The sequence below is a fragment of the Paenibacillus sp. FSL R5-0887 genome (assembly GCF_038002305.1).
Lineage (GTDB): Bacteria > Bacillota > Bacilli > Paenibacillales > Paenibacillaceae > Paenibacillus_AQ > Paenibacillus_AQ odorifer.
The window spans coordinates 1,144,794-1,164,256 of the sequence record NZ_JBBOCE010000001.1 but is presented as its reverse complement, the minus strand read 5'-3'; the positions used below and the strand labels follow the sequence as shown (position 1 = coordinate 1,164,256).

Here is a 19,463-nt window from a genome sequence, read left to right as displayed (position 1 = left end):
TGTTGTTCATAGGCAGGACGCAGGAGCAGCTCAAAAAGTTCTTTAAACTGGCTAATCTGTTATCAAAAGTAAAAAAAACACCCGCGCAAGAATTACCCTGCGGGATGTTTTTAATAAATCAAACTACTTTCACAAACTTCTAAATGGTTATTTCTGAACTTCAACCTGAAGAATTTCTGATACGAATTGAACAGGTACATAGGTTTTGTTATCTTGCAGAACAGGTGCGGCACCTAAAGCTTTAGGAGTCATTTTTGCGAAGAAGTATGAATCTTTGTTAAGCGTAACACTTGTCCACTGTGCTCCTTTCATCAACTCAGCGGTTTTGGTAGACTGATTCCATTTCAATTCATAGTTTAGTTGACTGGCCACATCACGAAGCGATACCATGAGCACGCCTTTCTTATTCGTGAAAGTAGCTACTTTTTTCAAATCAAGCTTAGTTGTATCCGTTGAACTATGATTTAAGCTGAACCGAAACTCTGGTGAACCTACATAACCTGGCGCAATGCTGTATTTAGGGAATACGATTACTAAGTTACCTTTATCGATATAGAACGACTGCTCAGTTGAAGTTCCTGTGTACTCTTCTAAGAAATATTTATCTGAATCCTTTTTAATCGCTGCCAGAATGTCTGCATCGAGCTTCTCTTTGTAGTTAGCGCCCAGTAGATCCGTTAGCGCAACAGGTTCTGCCTCAGCTATATTTTTCACATTATAAGTATCGATCCGCGGCATGCTTGTTCCACCTTCAGAACCTTCAGTAGTAACAGTCAAGGAGATAACGCCTGCTGGAGAACCTGTTCCATCTGATTTCAGATCATAAGTAATATAAAGAGTATAAGGATGAAATTCCATTTGATCAGCCTGTGCTTTTTTGCCCATTTCTGCGGCGTCTTTCTCCCACTGTGCCAGATCCTTTTCAGCATGAGAGAGGATAATATCGTTCAGTTCATCTTGATAATGAGTATCCAGCATTCCTGTTAGCTGTGGTACTTTTAAATCTGCAATCAGGTATTTACTTGTTGTGTTAAGTACTTTTTCTTGCACTTTTATGCCAGCAAGGACTGGTGCTTTCGACGGTAAAGCCGCAGAAACATTAGCTGTTACTTGTGTGGAAACCATAGCATGAACCGGTAAAGAAACTGCACTCACTCCCATAATGGCTACACATCCAACTGCACTCATTTTAAATAGATTTTTTGTTCTTTTGTTCATATCTCGTCATCCTCCATCTCTATTTATAAGTGCCTTCCGATGACACTCATTAGCTAGGACGCAGGAGGACCTCTAAAAAGTTTGCTGGTTTTCTAATTTAAATATAATTTCCTCAACTTCTGTACCCCGTAACTCTACGTAAAAAGGCTGCACCTCATCATTTAGACAATACTCCAGCCGCAGTCTGAGGTTTTTCCATGTGACCATTTCCAATGCTTGTTCTATCGAGAAAAACCCAACTTCTAAGCTCTCGGAACTAGTAGCAGGTTCGCCGCCGATGGCTTTCCCTAGAAATAGGTTAGTACAAATAGATCGATCAACATTTTGAAAAACTCCGCAGAACTTATTAATCTCTATATCAATGCCCGATTCTTCTTTGGCTTCCCTGATTGCTGCTTCTATAAGGGACTCCTCCTCTTCAACCTGTCCGCCTGGCATCTCCCATCCTCTACGTGGACCTTTTATTAATAAGATTTCTTCTTGATCATTGAATACAACAGTAGCTGCTGAAAGAATATGTTTGGGGGGATTCATATCCATTGTTACCTCGCTCTAAATTTATTCTAAGCCCTAATTAATTCTGAATACAGGTCCTTTGGGTGAGAAAGGCAAGTCATTTCCCTTGGGCAAGATATAAGCATGGTCTCTTTTAATGGTCAGCTTGTCACAATAACCATCTGTAATAATTAGAAGTGGTCCTTTTTTCGGAAAATCCTCAGCTTGTTGAATCAAATCAATAGCTGGTTGTAAGATCGTTCCCCCTCTTCCCTTCACTTGTACCCGATCCGCGATAGCCTCCGGGGGCATGTAACCTGCATCATAAGGACAAGCATCACAAAAGAAAATCCGTGCAAAAGGAACATCACGAGCCTGCGCATAACTTGAAATGGCCCCTAATGCTTTGGCCAGAAGCTTTTTATCCATTGAGCCTGAGGTATCTAAAATAACTCCAAAAGTGCGGCCATCATCTGCAGCACCGCTATGAACCCACTGTGGTCGAGGGATATCAGGCGTAGAAGATTGACGTCTGCTAATTCGTGAATAAGATCTGGTCTTCTCAAGCGGTGAGAAATAATGATCAAACCAACGAGCAAGCTCTACATCCCATTTAATAGGTGGCTGGCCCAGCGCTCTAATCTCTTCAACTAGGCCTGATGGCAAAAGACCGCGACTATGCTCTTCATGATACATAAGTCCTTGTTGCATAGCATTTTTACAGAAATCATCTAGTGTCTGTCCTTCTCTCGCATCCCAAAAACTTGATGAACCGTTATCTAAAATGTCACCAAGTCCATTCCCTCTCAAGGTTGCCAGTTTCTTATAAGTGCGGATATCTCCGACCATACGATCATAAATCGTTTCAGCAGATAAACCTTTAAGCTCAGGATCTAATAAGAGTCCAATTCGCGGATACTCCCCTACACTCATTTCTACTAGCCATAGATTTATTACGTAGTCACAAGCCACATTCCAAAGATAATGATCCCGGCCAAGACATCGCTCGTGATGCTGAAGCCCCGCGTGCAGAAGCTCATGCGCCATCACGAAAATACACTCCTCATCGTTTAGTCCGGCTGCAGGGTTCATAAATATTTTGCGCTCAATAACGTCAATGGCAGCTATGGAAATATCAAATCGCCGACATATCGCTGGATCTTCTATAATCTCAAAGCCGGCGGCAAGCGCACCTAATAAAGGATATCTGTCCATAAACCATCGTTTTGCACGTTGTGGAGCGGTTAATGAAAGTGTAGGGTCACTAATAGTATTAGCATGGCCTCCAGCAACACTTACTGCATTCGTCACAGCATTAGATAACCCATAAGCAAAATAGGCTTCCCAATCCGGTGCTTTTCCCCAGTATCTTTTGGTGGTTTCTCTAACATTCATATCCAGTTTTGAAACACCCGCAGTCCCAAAATATCTGGAGGTGTCCGGAATTCCTTTTATCATAAACTGCTCGTAAAGCTGTTGTTCATCTTTAATTGTAAGATCAATTCGCGACTCCATATCTGCGGGTACTTTCCCAAGCTTCAAGTCATTTAAAAACTTTGCTATGTACACATCACATGCAACGTTCCACGCCACTTGATTCTCTTTAATCTTTAAATGTCCAAGACCTAAATGAAGATAACAATGTGCCAAAACGTACATCCATTCAGCAACCTCGCCACGCCGTTTAGGATGAGTGTAAATGTAACCGTTATTAGTGACAATTGCCCAGCCGTCTTCAGGATAGGGACTATTTTCATTATGAATAATCGAAGCTCGAACAGATAACGGCGCAAAAATAGGATGATCCGCGATTAACGAACATGCTTCATTAAAATTTTTCAAAGCGGGATTATCTGGAGTTGTTTTTTTAGCCATATTTACCCCCGCTCTTTTATTGCAAGACGTGGTAAATCACGTACAATTTCAACCATTAACCAATCTGGAATATTATCACTTTGCTCCTGCTTAGCAACTACTAGCTGTGCAATTTCAAAGCTAATGACGGACAGGTCTTTAATCAGCTTTTTAACAGTGTGTGCAAATTGGCGATGTCCATCTCGTACGTTATCTTTAATCGGAGGGAGTTCTTTGATAATCTGGGCACGCAAGGATTGCGCCAGGAAATACAGGAGATCCCGATCTTCTGGAGCCGTTGGAAATGAGGATTTACCATCTATAATTTGATTAAGTTCATATTTTCCAGTTAGATTTTTATAAAAAGCCCTGAATTGTGTGGCGTGAGCAGGTGTCAGTGAACCATTCGCTAAAATCCCCACGGTATCCGTATTTATATCATCGCCAAACTCATGTAGTGCATCACTAAGCATATGCCAAGAGCGTGGCGTGGAGAAAGGCTCTTCAGTCTTTGGAGGTGCACTCCACAAATGATCGGGACGCAATTCCAGATATTCAATAACCATAGGATGAATGTTATGCTCATATGCCCAAGAGATCCAATTTTGAAACGATACATTTAACTGTATATGGAACATCCGATTGATAAGCGCGGAGGACATAGGTTTAACAATTGCACTATCTTGTGCACGGTTACCAGCTCCTATTACTATAGAGCCCTCAGGTAGGTGATAATCGCCTATGCGGCGTTCGTGGATGAGACTATAAAAAGCTTTTTGCACTTCTTGAGAACAGGCATTAAGCTCGTCCAGGAACAAACAATAAGGTTCATCCCGAGCAATCATTTTTGGAGGACAGAATTGGCTCTTACCGTTAACGATTTGCGGGACTCCAATGATGTCTTCAGGTGCTAATTGAGAACCTAATAGAGACACACAAGGAAGACCCACCTGATCAGCAAAAGCTTCTACTAGCGAAGATTTCCCAATACCAGGCGCCCCCCAGATAAAAACAGGGCGAATCACAGAAACGTTTAGAAGTACTTGCATAAGTTGAATAGGTGTTACTGGCGTTGCTAGATTCAAATAAATGCTCCTTTTTTAATGTATTGATAATAACGATAACTATACACAGTATAACAAATAATTCATTAGCTCAGGAACGAACTTCAACAACAATATTATCAACCCACTCTATTTCATTCGAAAAAACAAACCTTTTCTTGACGAGATATAAAAAAGGATGATATATTGTTTCACGCTTTAATAATTAAGTAGTTAATCATTTAGTTGTTATCTAAAATTTAATGGAATTACTTATTCCGCCCTATTTCATAACTTTAGGAGGCGTGATTTGGCTAATAATGAAGATTTTCTTCAGATATCTACTATGTTCAAATCCTTTTTAAAAGGAATCTCTCAAGATTGGAACAAACAAGACTACCCCCTAAATATTACACAGTTCAAAACCCTCAGGACTTTATCTAAGAACGGTCCACAAAACGTATCACAGATTGCTGCAGCTCTTGGTATTACCTCAGCAGCAATTACAGGCGTAACAGACCAATTAATCGCTGAAGATTACGTAAATAAGGAACGCGCCAAGGATGATCGAAGAGTGGTACACATCACCATTACGCAGAAAGGAGAAGCAACGATTAAAGAGGTGCAGGAACGCCATCAAGAACTTATGGAATCTTACTTTAAGATACTGCCCGATGAAGATATTGAGCATTTAAGAAGAATTTTCGCAGTTATAATTTCTGATTTAGACAAGAGATAAAATTTAAAAAGTGGCGGGGAAACAATCGAATGGAACATTTATCCAGCAAACGAAAACTTAGTATTATGATAGCTATTATGGCTGCAATGCTGTTCGCAGCGATTAATCAGACAATTACAAGTACTGCTATGCCGCGTATAATCGCAATTCTTGATGGCATGGATTACTATACTTGGACTATTAACATTTATTTATTAACATCAACAATAGCAACCGTTCTTGTCGGTAAGTTATCTGATATGTTCGGACGTAAACCCTTTCTATTAGCAGGTATTCTATTATTTATGGTTGGGGCTTTTCTGACAGGAACATCTTCCGATGTTTATCAATTTATCATTTATCGTGGGATACAAGGGGTAGGTGCAGGTATTATTCAATCCACCGCATTTACTGCCGTAGGTGACTTATTCCCTCCGCGTGAACGTGGTAAATGGATGGGGTTGATGATGGCCGTATTCGGTTTCTCCAGTGTGCTTGGACCAACGCTTGGAGGCTTTTTGATCGACAATATGGATTGGCATTGGCTGTTCTGGATCTTCCTACCGCTTGGTGTAGTGGCCTTCGTGATGATTCTTACCTTATTTCCTAAAGGCAAACGCGGAGAGTCAACCAGCATCGACTATTTAGGTTCCTTGTTAATGACAACTACCATCGTTCCTCTACTGCTTGCCTTCACCTGGGCAGGTACAGAATATGATTGGGGTTCTTCGCAAATTCTCGGCCTGTTGGCGGGAACAGTCGTTTCGGCACTTCTCTTTATTTTTGTCGAATCCAAAGCTAAAAATCCAATACTCCCGCTTCATCTATTTAAGAATAGTGTAGTTACCATATCTAATATTATTGGTTTTATTATGAACTTCGGTATGATGGGAGCTATGATCTATCTTTCCTTCTTCGTACAAGGTGTTCTGGGGATCTCCGCGACATATGCAGGGTATGTTACTATGCCAATGTCGATCGTTATGGTTGTAGCCAGTGCCCTTACCGGTCAAAAGATGGCGAAAAAAGGGAAGTATAAACGTTACGCATTAATTGGAATACCCATTATGATTGCCGGTATGACAATTATGGTATTTATGAATAATGTACCGATGGCTGTCCTAAGTATGATTGTGTTTGGTCTTGGGTTAGGATTGGGGATGCCAGTATTCTCACTAGCTACTCAAAATGCGGTTTCACACACAGAACTAGGTGTAGTAACGGCCTCCTCACAATTATTCCGTAATTTAGGCGGTACGATCGGTATCGCAGTCATGGGTACCGTTATGTCCAATAGTCTTACTAAAAACTTGAAGGAAGCTCTGCAATCGTCATCAGCACCGGATTTCACACAGATAGATCCAAAACTTGCTGAGCAAATGCTCTCCTTCGCTAATCCACAGGCATTAATGAACAAACCATTGCTTGAACAGACTCAAGCTAGTCTGCCAGCCGATGTACAGCCTGTCTTCTTACAAATGATTGAGGGTATCCGTGATGCTTTAGGACAGACATTGTCATCCGTGTTCTTAACCGGAACCATTGTGCTTGTTGTAGCTTTCGTGCTTGTCTTCTTCCTGAAGGAGCTTCCACTTCGTACTTCTAACCAAATGCCAGTTCCTGAAGAAGCTGAACAGGACCTGTCAAACATGAAATCTTCAAAACTTGCAGTGGATAAAGCCTAACCGCAAATTATTTTGAAGCTGACTATAAAACAACAAAAACTGCAACGTACTCATGCGTAACTGAGTAAGTTGCAGTTTTTGTGTTGATCTATTATTTTACAGGTGAAAGCTCATCTTCTGTTACCCACTTATGATTTTTCACTTCATCTCCACCCGTAGTAGGTTTGTAATTAATCATATAGACAATGGTTTTTTCTGCTGAGTTAATCTGAGCCGTTGCACCCTTCATATCCTTCATATGATCAGCTTCCATAATAACCTCTGAGCCTGGTTGATAGGATATATCATCTGCTTCTTTTATTTCTTCATGAATAATCCACTTATGATTTGTGACCGGTTGACCTCCTGTAGTAGGTCTATAGGAAACATTATATGCTGTCGTCTCATAAGCTCCCACAATTGTCGCAATGGCTCCCTTCATCCCTTCCATATGGTCAGTTTGGATCACAGCTTCACTTCCTACTTTGTAAGTAGGATTCTCCGCTACCCTCAGATCTTTTGGAACTTCACCTGAACTTGAATGTGAGTTATGTTCCATTTGTGTATCGTTAGAAGACATCTGATTGCCATAGCTATTGTCATTACTACAAGCACTTAAGCTGAAAGCAGCTGCGACGACTAGTAGAAATAATTGCTTTTTCATATAAAAGACCTCCGAAATTTTATCTGCCTATAAGTATTATTTTACCCATTTCAGAAAATCACAAACGGAACTAAGGATTTACAGTTTGTAAAACAGTAATTTATTTTCCATTAAATGAGTGTTGTCTCAATGATTAAACTATATTTATAATGTTTTCTGAAAGGAGGCTACTATAATGAAGACTAAAATATTCACTTTGTTGCTTCTTTTGGGTCTGGTGAGCATGGCTACTATGATCGGTTCTGCTAATGCAGCTCCGCTATTAACCATAGGAAGTTCTTCAGGAGATGTATGGGATCTACAATATAGATTAAAAACCCTTGATTTCTATATTGAGCCCTTAGATGGGGTATACGGATCACAAACGAAAGCAGCGGTTGCTAAATTTCAAAAGGCCTATGGCATAAGCGCTGATGGAATTTCGGGGACAAAAACTTGGAATATTTTAAAAAAACACACACTTAATATTAATGAAATGGATATTTTGGCTAAAGTTATCTACAGTGAGTCTCGCGGTGAGCCTTATGTTGGACAAGTTGCAGTGGGTGCAGTAGTCATGAATCGTATACAATCTAGTCAATTTCCTGACAATATTAAAGAAGTTGTATTCCAAAAAGGAGCTTTCACAGCCGTATCTGACGGCCAGTATTGGCTTACACCAAATCAGACAGCTTATTTAGCTGCTCTTGATGCTGTTCGAGGTTGGGACCCCACAAACCATTCAATCTATTATTTCAATCCCGATACAGCAACTAGTGCATGGATTTGGTCACGTCCGCAAAACTTAAAAATTGGTAAGCATATATTTGCGAGTTAATTACATCAAATAGCTAAGATCAACAAAAGCCGATCTAACTACGATAGTTAGATCGGCTTTTATTATTAAACCTATTCGGTTGTGTTAGCATCCATTTCAAGCACTAAAGCCACCAAATATTGCAGTGAATTGTACTTATAAGCTTTTGCTTTTAGGAATGAATTCTTAAACATAACTTCGAAATCCCCTTTTATGGATTCGATAATTCTGATTGGTTATTGAATGTAAAAATCATCTTTAATTCATCATCATATGACTTCCCGCATTCCTCTAAATAACTATCCCCAGTGTATTCTTTTAAAGTTTTCCTCCAAAAATGCTGTGCTCTCCTATTTGTATCCGTGGGATTCGTTTGTAGCTCCCAGTTACCCAAATGAAGCTTAAAGACTTCCTTAGCCGCATATTCAGCGAGCCCCTTACCACGGAAAGGCCGTAGAATAAAAAATTCATTCAAATAGAATTCACAAGCAGACGGAGTATATGGTGGTGTAGCAACTAATGCAAACCCTATTGGAATATCATTTTCTTTTATTAAATAAGGATACAAAATGCCAGCTTTCTCCCACCAAATGTCGAAGACTTTATTCTGTTCCTGCAGTGACTGTGTCTCGTCCTCCTCGAATACCCCGTATCGATTAGGAATCGTCCCCCATATTTCTGATAGATCGTGTAAGTATAGTGGGTAAAGGTTGTTAATAATAAACTTCGAGGCACTGTCAGTTAAGGTGATTGTGATATTCATGTCGTTCCCTCCCTACCTTCTGTCGAATTCCTGAATATATTTATGGAGATCACTAAAATATTATGGTTACTGGAACAAGCTTAATCTCCATCATACCTCCACAAGTTCTTGTCTAATGTCACTTCTTTTTTAGTATAATTACGACCTCGCTCTAGTTATATGCCATATTCGATTAGAATTAATTTTTATATAATGTCACCATTTATATTTGATAATTAAGTTAACCGTACCTACTGTACTTCTATATACTCGTCTTAACTTTTGCGGATACAGTACAAACCTCACGCATATTACAATTGTATAAAAATGGGAGGTGCGCTCAGATATGCCGGATCCTTTTGTTTCGAGATCTCTAGATGAAATAAGATTCTGGTCACGAATCATGAAAGAACACTCTTTTTTTCTTAAATTAGGGTTTCGTTGTGAAGACACGCAACTAATTAATGAAGCAAACCAATTCTATGTCACATTCGAAGCCATAGAGAATAGATCACTCGGATTTACTGTGGATTCTGATCCAGCTGTAATACGGAAGTTTAATGAGGAAGTTCATAGTGCAGCTTCACATATCTGGGCGTTTAAAAGAAAAATACTAGGTCTAATTCTACAATGTAAGCTTCCAGGCGGAACGAACTTCCCCTTATTAGTGGATCATGTCAGTAGGGAAGCCAACTATTTTCGAAATCGACTGGAAGAACTGAATCAGGGTAGGTTAGATCTTTTATCAGACGCAATTATTAATGAAAACCAAACCCCTGCTCAGTCAGCAACTTGACGAGAATAAAGTCTCAGTTAAATCTCTCCGTGACTTTAAGAAAACGGCACGTGATCTTATTGAGGAATGCCGAATAAAGAGCATCATCCATCCATTGCTTGCGGATCATGTATTCCGGGAAGCAGAACGATTCCTGTATATAATTGATGCATTTGAAGCCTCTTTGAATATGAATAAACAAATCGTATAGCATTACATGAAATCTATTTAAAAGCGATTAATGTTGCAATTAGAAGCAATGACAATGATGAAAGAAGCACTAAACAAAACAAAGGTTTCTAGTACAGCTATTAATGCCGCAAATAAAAAGATGGATGAATTATAATTAAATTCCAAAAACCACGTCAGAGTTTCCTCTAACGTGGTTTTTTTGGATGATAAGCTATTTTTTTGAATAAACAATTTTCTTAATACTATCCCTAGATAGGCAATATTCATCTGAAAGCTGGTCAACCGTTGCACCCACAGCAAACCTTAGACAGATTTCGATGTTTCTAGATCTTAAGTATTTTCTGCTCCCTGACTTTTCGCCCCATTTTACATGTGATTCTTCAGGCTTAGGGATATAAACCATACCCCCGTTGATATATTTCTGAATTTCCTCTAATAATTCTTTTGGGAAAATCGTATCTGCATTTACATATTTCATAATCGCTCTGCTCCTTAAACTTTTTATGAGTTTGAAGGTAGCAAAGTCTATTCTTTAAACAACCCATGCACACTGCACTAGCGGTAAAATCAATTTTTCGCTCTATACAAACAACCGCCGTTGTTTATAAGTCTAGACTTTGCATAGAGCTGATCGCTAATCTTCTCACGATTGTACACCCTCCTTTTTAATGTGTAATTACTTGTTTCAGAATACGCTCTGCTGTTTTTTCTCCATTCGCAATACAATCTGGAATGCCTACACCATAATAGGAGCATCCAGCAAGGATAACATTAGGATACCTGTCTGTCATCTTCTTCTCTAAGGATACTACAATTTGATGATGAAGTTTATGGTAGTTTGGCATTACATCATGCCATTTGGTCACATCGTAGGTAGCTGGCTGTCCTGTTATCCCGAGACTGGTCTGTATATCTTTCAAAGCCACCTTCAATAGTTCCTCTTCAGATAGCTTGATCAACGAATCATAATGAGGGTTTGAGCTTTTATAAAAGAGTCTGACAAGCAGACGCTGTTGTCCTGACGTATGCTCCCACTTGCGACTTGTCCACGTACACGCATTACATAGAACATCATCGCTGTTGGCAGTGATGAACCCTGTGCCATTCGCAGGCAGCTGACTGTCGGGGATATCAAATCCTAAATATACACTAATCATAGAACTATTATATAACTGATTGAAATCTTCATTTAGTTTTTCGTCTTGAAGTAGCGCTTGTGCAGTAGAATGCATCGTTCCAAGTACGACAACATCGGAGTCTATGATTCGTCCATCTGCCAAAGTTACCTGGTACTGCTCTCCACGCTTCTCAATTCTTTCGGCACGAATCCCTTTGATGATCTCCGAATTAGAAAGATGTTCTTCCATAGAGTCGATCAAGGCAGATACACCTCCCTTGAATGACATGAACTTCTTATCACCATTCCCTTGAAATTTGGCTTTATTTGCGGATAAGCCTTGAATAATACTGCCATATTCATTCTTATAATCAATCAAATAAGGCAGCGTTGAGGCAATTGTAAGTTCGCTTAGCTTCCCGGAATATACACCTGAAAGAACCGGTGAAATTTGCTTCTCGACAAGTTCTTTTCCAAAAAAAGCTTCTAGAAAATCACCCACGGAATCGTTTTTCGCAAACTTATTATTGGGAGTGTAGAAATCTTTGAGTGCTTCAACCTTTCCTTCAGCTGAGATCAGTTCTGTTGTAGCAAGCGACTCCATACTGAGCGGAATGCCAAAGACTGCATCTTTAGGAATTTGCTTCAGTTTACCTTCTGTATAAATAAAGGATATTCCTGTCGCGTTATATACAACCTCATTTTGAATACCCAACTCTTCAATCAGAGGTGCAACATTCGTTTTGCGAGTGACAATAGAATCTGCCCCAGACTCCATAATGAAGTCTTCTTGTTTTAGTGTTCTGATTTTGCCGCCCAGTCTATCGCTGGCTTCAACCAAAATGATTTTTACATCTAGCTTGTTATGCTCTATAGATTTCTGTAAATAGTAAGCGGTAGACAATCCAGTAATTCCCCCGCCAATCACGACAACTGTTCTCAATTCGTTGACACCTACCTCGTGGTTATAATCTGTTCAATTCAATTGTGTACATTATATCATAGGAATTTATAAGAATTTACATACCAACGTGTCAGATATGACACAAAAAAGCCGCGTTAAACGCGGCAATGATGGGCTAATAGTTATATATTTTCCTGTTTCAATGCATCGATAATGTTCTCTTTTTTCACTTTTGAGCTTGAATATAACATAGCTGCGCTAACGATGATAAACACTGCCAATATGACACACAAGATACTCATCCACGGAAGTGTGAATCCATAAGAGAAGCTGCTCATCATTGATCTATAGATCAAGTACATAATAACTATACTAATCGGAAGCCCATATAGTAGTGACTTTATTCCATAAAAAACACTTTCGTAATTAATCATTTTATTAAAACCATTTGGCGTCATGCCCACAGACTTCAGCATCGCAAACTCTCTTTTACGAAGAGATATGCTAGTTGATATCGTATTAAAAATATTCGCAATTGATATTAAAGTAATCAAAGCAATAAAACCATAGGTGAAAATAGACATTAACATGATCATCTGCTCACTATTTTGTCTATTTTGATACACATTTTGAACATAGATATTCCGCTCTTTCATTTCCTCTATGGCTTGTTGTGTCGCTAATGGGTTTGTGCTGTTCAAGTTAAGCCGGCTTTGAATATCTTTGCTCATCGCATCATTTGTTAGTTTATCGAAGACTTGTTCAGAGACGATGATGTTTATTCCACCAACCATTGCTGAATGTACTCCCATTGGACGTTTATCAGTTAGAGCGACAATTTTTACTGGTGATAAATTCGTCTCTTTTTTGGTATCCCAATCCGTATAAATAAGCTCAAGCTTTTGGCCGACTTCAGAGTGAAAAGCTTTGGTCTCAACAATTTTTTTAGCTTTCTCATCCTCAAAGGTAACCGTATCATTCACAATAGCAGTCATCTGATCAAGCTTCGTTAGTTGTTCATAATTTATACCGACCGTTTCTGCATAGGTTTTCAAACTCTGTTCATTTAGTGCATAGATCTGAATATAGTAAGGATATTTCCCGTTCTTTAGAACACTCTTATCCGCCTGCACAATCTCTTGCAATTCTTTTGCCATATTTTTCTCATCAATCCATGAACTCACACTGAGTTCCTTAGTCACATTATATTCCGTTATATTAGGTAATTTGGATATCGAGTTCGTCAACCGGTCCACTTTTTGAGCGTCCTCAGTCCCCATATATACTTGGATATCATAGTTCAAACCATCCTGTGAGAGTTCTACCGATCTTCTCATATTAGAAGTGAACGCTGATACAGATAAAAATAAAACAATACTAATGACAAGTGAGAACACGGTTGCTTGGTACCTGCGTTTATTTCTCTTTAAATTCTTCAAACCAATTTCTGCTTCAATACCAAACAATCTGCGCACGAACTTGGATGTTTTCACCGCTTTACCTGAGAGCTTAACATCGGTTGTTTGTCTGATCGCATCAATTGCCGAGATCTTTGAAGCCTTTCTGGCTGGAAGATAGGTGGATATAAAAATTGTCAGTATTGAAACTAAACAAGCGGTTAGTAGAGACAGAGGTGTAACAATCAACATTAATCTCTCAGTTATCCCTAATACATCTTTAATCATCGAATTGATAAACATAAAAGTGATCCCGATGCCTGCTATACCGCAAATGATCCCAATTGGAATACTAATTAAACCGATAATCATTCCTTCAAAAAACACTGAATTCTGCTTTTGCCACTTTGTAGCCCCTACACTGGAGAGCATCCCTAAATGACGTGCACGCTCCGAGACAGAGATTGCAAAAGCATTATAGATTAAAGAAACGGAACCAATGATAATCACAACCATAATAATTACTGACAATAAAAGAAGTGTGTTACGTAAGCCATCGTTATTCGTCACACCATAATAGCGGAGCAGACTATTATTATAAGAGATCGACTCGATCTTATTTTCTTTTGCCAATTCCTCTGCATGCTTGTATATGGAGCTGTCCACCTTTTTTAATACAACCGTCGCTGTGGTTTTTTCAGCTGCTCCAATCATGCTTTCATCCACATAACTTATGGCAGTATAACCCGGAGACCATGTTGGTTCCCAAGTAGGACGTTTTATCACTCCCACAATCGTATAGTTCATTGATTTTTTATGAATAATCTTTTCAAGCAAGGTATCCTCTTCAGTCCGTAATCGTTCATTCTGAGATAGGGGTTGGCCACTATTTTCATCATCGCTAGTGACACGTTCACCCACATCAAGCGTTAAAGTTTCACCAATCTTGTAAGAGACTTTTGCATTCTTTGCAATCTCCTCAGAAATGACTACTTCGTGGTTTGTCTTCGGGAGTCTACCTTCCAGCAGTTCAATCGGGAATTGTTTAAAACCAGCTGCATTATATTCCTTGATATACCAATAGGGTTTATTCTCATTCTTCCCACCCTCTAAAGGGGCGTAGCCACGATCGTTGGAGATCACTAGGGCTTTTGTCGCATCATCTGTTTCTATCGCTTTGAGCTGAGCTTTAGTAACATTTCTATATTGGACATGCCATTCTCCATTTGTAGAGATACTTTGCTTCTTCATTAATTCCATAAAAGAAAAACCTAACGTCGCCACAGCCGTTACCATAGCTACTGAAATGATAACTCCAATGATAGTTACCAATGTTCTTCGCTTATTCTGTTTCAAATGTCTTATAGTTAATTTGTTTACGATATTCACGGACGAATCACCTCATCTTTAGCGATCCTTCCATCTTCAATAGTAATGACCCGATCTGCTTGCAAGGCAATACGTTCATCGTGAGTAATCACAATAAGTGTTTGATTATACGTTTTATTAAACATTTTTAATAATTCAATAATTTCACTGCTATTCTTGCTGTCTAGATTACCAGTTGGCTCATCTGCCAGCATAATTGCAGGGTTACTAATTAATGCTCTGCCTATGGATACCCGCTGCTGCTGTCCTCCTGATAGCTGATTCGGCAGATGGTTTAAACGATTTTCCAAATTTAACGCCTTCACGGTATCTGCAAATTGCTTCTTATCCACTTTATGCTGATCGAGCAGCAACGGAAGTGTGATATTCTCTTCAACCGTCAGCACCGGTATGAGATTATAGAACTGATAAATAAGACCAATTTGTCTGCGTCTAAAGATCGCCAGCTGTGTTTCATTCAAATCATAAATATCCGTGTTATCTACAAATACTTTACCGCTTGTCGGTCTATCCACCCCACCTAATAAATGCAGAATCGTTGATTTTCCTGAGCCGGATGGTCCAATAATCGCTACGAATTCACCTTTTTTAATTGAAAAAGATACATCATCCAGAGCCTTTACTGCGGTCTCGCCTTTACCATATGTTTTAGACAGATGTTCAATCTTTAAAATATCCATTGTTAGACCCCCATTTGTTGATGAGATCAGTATATCTGTCTACAATGACTCTTCAGTGACTCTTAAGTGACATTCTAGTCACTAAGCCATAATTGTTAAATCACTTGCTTGTAAAATTTGATCCGAAATTGTGTACCCTTTCCTACTTCACTCACCACATCAATCGTGCCGTTTTGTTCAGTGATAATACTTTGCGCCAAGGCAAGTCCAATTCCAACGCTGTCTTCGTTTGCATTTGTACCCTTGTAGAATCGTTTGAAAATATAGGGGATCTCTGCTTTAGGAATTCCTTTTCCATTATCAGTAATGACAATTTCCGTGAACAGCGTGTTTTCTGCAAAAGAAATCGCAATCTCTCCCCCAGCAGGTGTATGCTCTACACAGTTTTTCAGAATATTAATCATCGCCTCAGTTGTCCAATTGTAATCGCCTATAAATGAGGTAGCGTCTTCACCTTCGATTAGGATCCGTTGCTCCTTAATATCCATTGGAATCAGTATGGGCTCCATAGATTTCTGAACAAGCTTCTTTACTTTTATTGAATCTTTTTTAAATTGAATGGTTCCGGCATCGATCTTTGAGAACTTTAATAATGAAGAAACCAGCCAGCCAATCCGATCGAGCTGAAGGCTGATTTTCCGCGTAAATTCTATTCTTTTCTCAACGTCCAGATCAGGATCGCTTAATAAATCTGCCATCACGGTCATGGAGGTAAGTGGTGTTTTGAGCTGATGGGAGATGTCGGAGATCGCATTGGTAAGCTTTATTTTATCCTCTTGCAAAAGCAAACGCTGCTCCGATAACATCAACGTCACCTTATAAATATCATTTTTCAGGATACTAAGCTCGCCTTCCTGATTATCACGAACATCGAGCGAATAATTACCGCTGCTAATTTGACGTAGATACCCTGAAAGCTTCTCAATTTCGCGGTATCTCCAGCGGGTAAATAATAAACAACAACCTATAAGCAGAACTGAAGTTACCGCCGTGATCCCCATCGCTGCTGATGAAATAAATGCCGTTCCTATAATCGCCAGAAGGCTGATCGTAGTCATCGTTAGTAATAACCATCTAAATTCTCTGTTTCGTAACATCTAATCACCAACCTTATACCCTAAACCGCGTACTGTTTTGATCAGTGTGGGTTCTTGCGGGTTATCCTCTAACTTTTCCCTTAAGCGTTTAATATACACAGACAATGTATTATCATTTACAAATTCTCCGGCGACATCCCAAATCCGCTCTAACAGCTGATTTCTGGAAAGGACTTGTCCCACATGATTAGCAAATATCAGAAGCAGACGATATTCTAATGCTGTTAGCAGAACTTCATCGCCGTTCTTATAAACTTTTCCTTCAAGCGTATTAATCCGTATATTCTCTAGTTCAAAATTAGATGGAGTTTGAGCCTGCTTGTTATATCTCCTTAACACCGATTTAATGCGTGATAACAGCTCGCGAATCCGAAATGGCTTAGTTATGTAATCGTCTGCTCCCATATCAAGTCCCATCACTACATTAACTTCGTCATCAATCGCAGTTAAAAAGATGACCGGAATATCGCTCCGCTCCTTCACGATCTTACACAGATCATATCCGCTGCCATCCGGTAGAGAGAGATCAAAAATGCAAAGTGTTACTTCAGATAACCGCTCCGCCAACACCCTCCTAGCAGAGGTTGCATCATAACATAAAATAGTTTCAAAATGATCCTGCTGCAAGGAATATTCAAGTCCTGAAGCAATCGTTCTATCGTCCTCTACGAGCAATATTCTCATCAATGTTCATCCTAACCTAATAATTTGCGAAACCGTCATATTGAAAAAGCACTACACTTATATTGATGAATTTGCTGAAATCCTAAACGGAGCGCTAGCTTTCGGGAAGCTTCATTATCTAATGAACAGTCCCAGTAAGGTGTAAAACCATTTGTAAGTATATCCTCCGCTACTAAGGCCGCTAAATGAGTCCCCACTCCTCTATTCTGATACTTGGAGAGAGTTTCAATTCCGATAGCATGTGTATCCTCCGTAACGAAACTAGAATAACATACACCCATAATCTCAGTTCCCTCAACAGCAGCATATCCATAGCCTTTTGCCCTAAAGTCTTCTTTCGATGACCAGAATAAATCAATATTATCATGTACAAATTCTATATTCTTTAGATCTAAGTCCTCCCAGTCCAGCATTTTAAGATTTATAATTCTAATCGCATTATTAAGGGACTCAACGGGCTTGTGGAATAACTTGAACACCATTTGTTCAAAAGGATATAGCTTCCTAGAAGGAAACATCAATGCCAGATTCCATTCATTGTGTTGACCTGAGACTTCAAAATACTCCAGCCCAAGCTTTTTCATCCTCGGTGCAATATGACTGGATATATAACTATCTAAGCTCTTAATAAATAACTCATTGGTGTGATCGCCTATAATATAAAATCCTTGCATCCCCTTACTCCATACCAACGCGCTTTTTGGTGTTACAAGTTGATCTACAAAAATCCAGCCCGGATTATTTCCCTCGATAATGGAGAGAATTTCAGGATGAATAGGAGCACCTGTAAGTAACGGTTTCACTTCATTAAAATCCTGTTGAGATAATTCATGCATATGAACACTCCTCGCCAACAATTTATCTAAATCACTGATCAATACTTAAAAAGATTAAATCCCCTTTGTATATTCTATAAGATAATTCAGCAAATTGCTTATTATAAAATCCGATCCGGGTATCCTAAATAAAAAAGAATTGGACCCAATGCTTGACGCACAGGCCCAATCCTTTATTTGGAGTATCCTTAATGATCGAAATCAGCTTGCATTATTGACCTATCATACCACCGTCGACTGTATATAGAGAACCCGTTACGAATGAAGCCTCATCCGACAGAAGGAAGTTCATCACAGCGGCAACCTCTTGCGGTTCTCCGTAGCGTCCCATAGGTGTTGCAGCTTCGTTAGCTGCCTTGTATTCTTCTGCGCTTCCAAAATTATTTTCAATTTTACGCATCATTTGTGTATTGATCGTTCCTGGGAGTACCGCATTTACACGAATACCAAGTGGTGCAAGCTCATTTGCAGCTACGCGAGTCAAACCAATTACAGCATGCTTAGACATAATGTAAGGGGCCATGCCGGGTGCACCCATGAGTCCTGCCAGAGAAGAAGTGTTCAGAATAGCACCTGATTTTTGTTTTTTCATCACAGGAATTACATAATGTAGTCCAAGAAATACACCACGTACATTGACGTTATATACAAGATCAAGTGCTTTAACGTTAAGCTCTTCGATTTGACCTGTCGGACCTTCAATTCCGGCATTGTTTGCAAAATAATCAATGGTTCCAAATTTTTCTACCGCTCTATTAACATAATTCTGAACGTCTTCTTCATTAGAGACATCCGCAGCTACAGCTAAAGAGTTAGATTCATTTAAGCCTAAATCTTGGATGACATTTTTTATCGCTTCTTCATTCAGATCGACAAGTACAAGATTCAGTTTACGATCAGACAATCGACGGGCAAGCTCTTTACCGATTCCACCTGCAGCTCCAGTAATTACAGCAGTTTTTACATATGATTCACTCATTGTATGTTCGCATCCTTTGTTATGAATTGGCTATATATTATAGTCTTAGGAGATGGGATAACCTATCTCTATTACTAGAGTACACCCCATTAGTTAACCTGTTCAATAATCAGAATTTTAAGTAATGTCGCCTAACCAACATACTTGCTCTACGTGTTTACTTATGTCTAAATCTTGAACATTAGCTGATCTTTTGTTACTTTTAAAGTAAGAACTATA

Annotated in this window: 17 protein-coding genes and 1 pseudogene; 4 read left to right on the top strand and 14 right to left on the bottom strand. The window is 39.3% G+C overall.

The window, feature by feature from the left end:
- Positions 1-147 precede the first annotated feature (147 nt).
- The 4 genes from MKY14_RS05425 to MKY14_RS05410 all read right to left on the bottom strand — a co-directional run bounded on the left by MKY14_RS05425 (position 148) and on the right by MKY14_RS05410 (position 4,652).
- Positions 148-1,218, bottom strand: a complete 1,071-nt coding sequence (locus MKY14_RS05425; protein ID WP_340975944.1) for a stalk domain-containing protein — start codon at positions 1,216-1,218, stop codon at positions 148-150.
- 72 nt (positions 1,219-1,290) lie between these two features.
- On the bottom strand, positions 1,291-1,752 hold the full coding sequence (locus MKY14_RS05420) for an NUDIX hydrolase (RefSeq protein WP_076125878.1): 462 nt from the start codon (positions 1,750-1,752) through the stop codon (positions 1,291-1,293).
- Between the two features lie 36 nt (positions 1,753-1,788).
- Positions 1,789-3,588 carry a vWA domain-containing protein gene (locus MKY14_RS05415; protein WP_340975943.1) on the bottom strand — a complete coding sequence of 600 codons (1,800 nt, stop codon included), beginning with the start codon at positions 3,586-3,588 and terminating at the stop codon, positions 1,789-1,791.
- Positions 3,589-3,590: 2 nt separating this feature from the next.
- Positions 3,591-4,652, bottom strand: coding sequence for a MoxR family ATPase (locus MKY14_RS05410; RefSeq protein WP_340975942.1), 1,062 nt, complete (start codon positions 4,650-4,652; stop codon positions 3,591-3,593).
- 268 nt (positions 4,653-4,920) lie between these two features.
- On the opposite strand from MKY14_RS05410, the gene MKY14_RS05405 reads away from it, so the two are divergent.
- Positions 4,921-5,349 (top strand): MarR family winged helix-turn-helix transcriptional regulator, encoded by a 429-nt coding sequence (locus MKY14_RS05405; RefSeq protein WP_036678010.1) that lies wholly within the window; start codon positions 4,921-4,923, stop codon positions 5,347-5,349.
- 29 nt (positions 5,350-5,378) lie between these two features.
- A complete protein-coding gene (locus MKY14_RS05400) occupies positions 5,379-7,013 on the top strand; it encodes an MDR family MFS transporter (protein WP_076276465.1) in 1,635 nt (544 codons plus the stop codon).
- A gap of 91 nt (positions 7,014-7,104) precedes the next feature.
- Here MKY14_RS05400 and MKY14_RS05395 read toward each other — a convergent pair whose 3' ends face one another.
- Positions 7,105-7,656 carry a YdhK family protein gene (locus tag MKY14_RS05395; RefSeq protein ID WP_340975941.1) on the bottom strand — a complete coding sequence of 184 codons (552 nt, stop codon included), beginning with the start codon at positions 7,654-7,656 and terminating at the stop codon, positions 7,105-7,107.
- A gap of 175 nt (positions 7,657-7,831) precedes the next feature.
- On the opposite strand from MKY14_RS05395, the gene sleB reads away from it, so the two are divergent.
- Positions 7,832-8,473, top strand: a complete 642-nt coding sequence (gene sleB / locus MKY14_RS05390; RefSeq protein ID WP_445669862.1) for a spore cortex-lytic enzyme — start codon at positions 7,832-7,834, stop codon at positions 8,471-8,473.
- 190 nt (positions 8,474-8,663) lie between these two features.
- Here the strand turns inward: sleB and MKY14_RS05385 are convergent, their stop codons facing one another.
- A complete protein-coding gene (locus tag MKY14_RS05385) occupies positions 8,664-9,215 on the bottom strand; it encodes a GNAT family N-acetyltransferase (protein WP_076125801.1) in 552 nt (183 codons plus the stop codon).
- Positions 9,216-9,540: 325 nt separating this feature from the next.
- On the opposite strand from MKY14_RS05385, the pseudogene MKY14_RS05380 reads away from it, so the two are divergent.
- A pseudogene (locus tag MKY14_RS05380) lies at positions 9,541-10,180 on the top strand (DUF2935 domain-containing protein).
- Between the two features lie 192 nt (positions 10,181-10,372).
- Here the strand turns inward: MKY14_RS05380 and MKY14_RS05375 are convergent.
- From MKY14_RS05375 to MKY14_RS05340, 8 genes are all read right to left on the bottom strand, one after another.
- Entirely contained in the window at positions 10,373-10,639 is a 267-nt protein-coding gene (locus MKY14_RS05375; protein ID WP_038570858.1) for a CD3324 family protein, read from the bottom strand.
- Positions 10,640-10,826: 187 nt separating this feature from the next.
- Positions 10,827-12,221 carry a protoporphyrinogen oxidase gene (locus MKY14_RS05370; RefSeq protein ID WP_340975940.1) on the bottom strand — a complete coding sequence of 465 codons (1,395 nt, stop codon included), beginning with the start codon at positions 12,219-12,221 and terminating at the stop codon, positions 10,827-10,829.
- A gap of 143 nt (positions 12,222-12,364) precedes the next feature.
- Positions 12,365-14,968: an ABC transporter permease gene (locus MKY14_RS05365; protein WP_076305503.1), complete on the bottom strand. Its 2,604-nt coding sequence runs from the start codon at positions 14,966-14,968 to the stop codon at positions 12,365-12,367.
- A complete protein-coding gene (locus MKY14_RS05360) occupies positions 14,965-15,648 on the bottom strand; it encodes an ABC transporter ATP-binding protein (RefSeq protein ID WP_076125806.1) in 684 nt (227 codons plus the stop codon). Before MKY14_RS05360 ends, MKY14_RS05365 begins: the two co-directional genes overlap by 4 nt.
- A 95-nt stretch (positions 15,649-15,743) precedes the next feature.
- Positions 15,744-16,745: a sensor histidine kinase gene (locus MKY14_RS05355; protein WP_076305504.1), complete on the bottom strand. Its 1,002-nt coding sequence runs from the start codon at positions 16,743-16,745 to the stop codon at positions 15,744-15,746.
- Positions 16,746-17,429, bottom strand: a complete 684-nt coding sequence (locus MKY14_RS05350; protein ID WP_076125811.1) for a response regulator transcription factor — start codon at positions 17,427-17,429, stop codon at positions 16,746-16,748.
- Positions 17,430-17,464: 35 nt separating this feature from the next.
- Positions 17,465-18,265, bottom strand: coding sequence for a GNAT family N-acetyltransferase (locus MKY14_RS05345; RefSeq protein ID WP_076190421.1), 801 nt, complete (start codon positions 18,263-18,265; stop codon positions 17,465-17,467).
- A gap of 211 nt (positions 18,266-18,476) precedes the next feature.
- On the bottom strand, positions 18,477-19,244 hold the full coding sequence (locus tag MKY14_RS05340; RefSeq protein WP_340975936.1) for an SDR family NAD(P)-dependent oxidoreductase: 768 nt from the start codon (positions 19,242-19,244) through the stop codon (positions 18,477-18,479).
- Between the last annotated feature and the right edge of the window lie 219 nt (positions 19,245-19,463).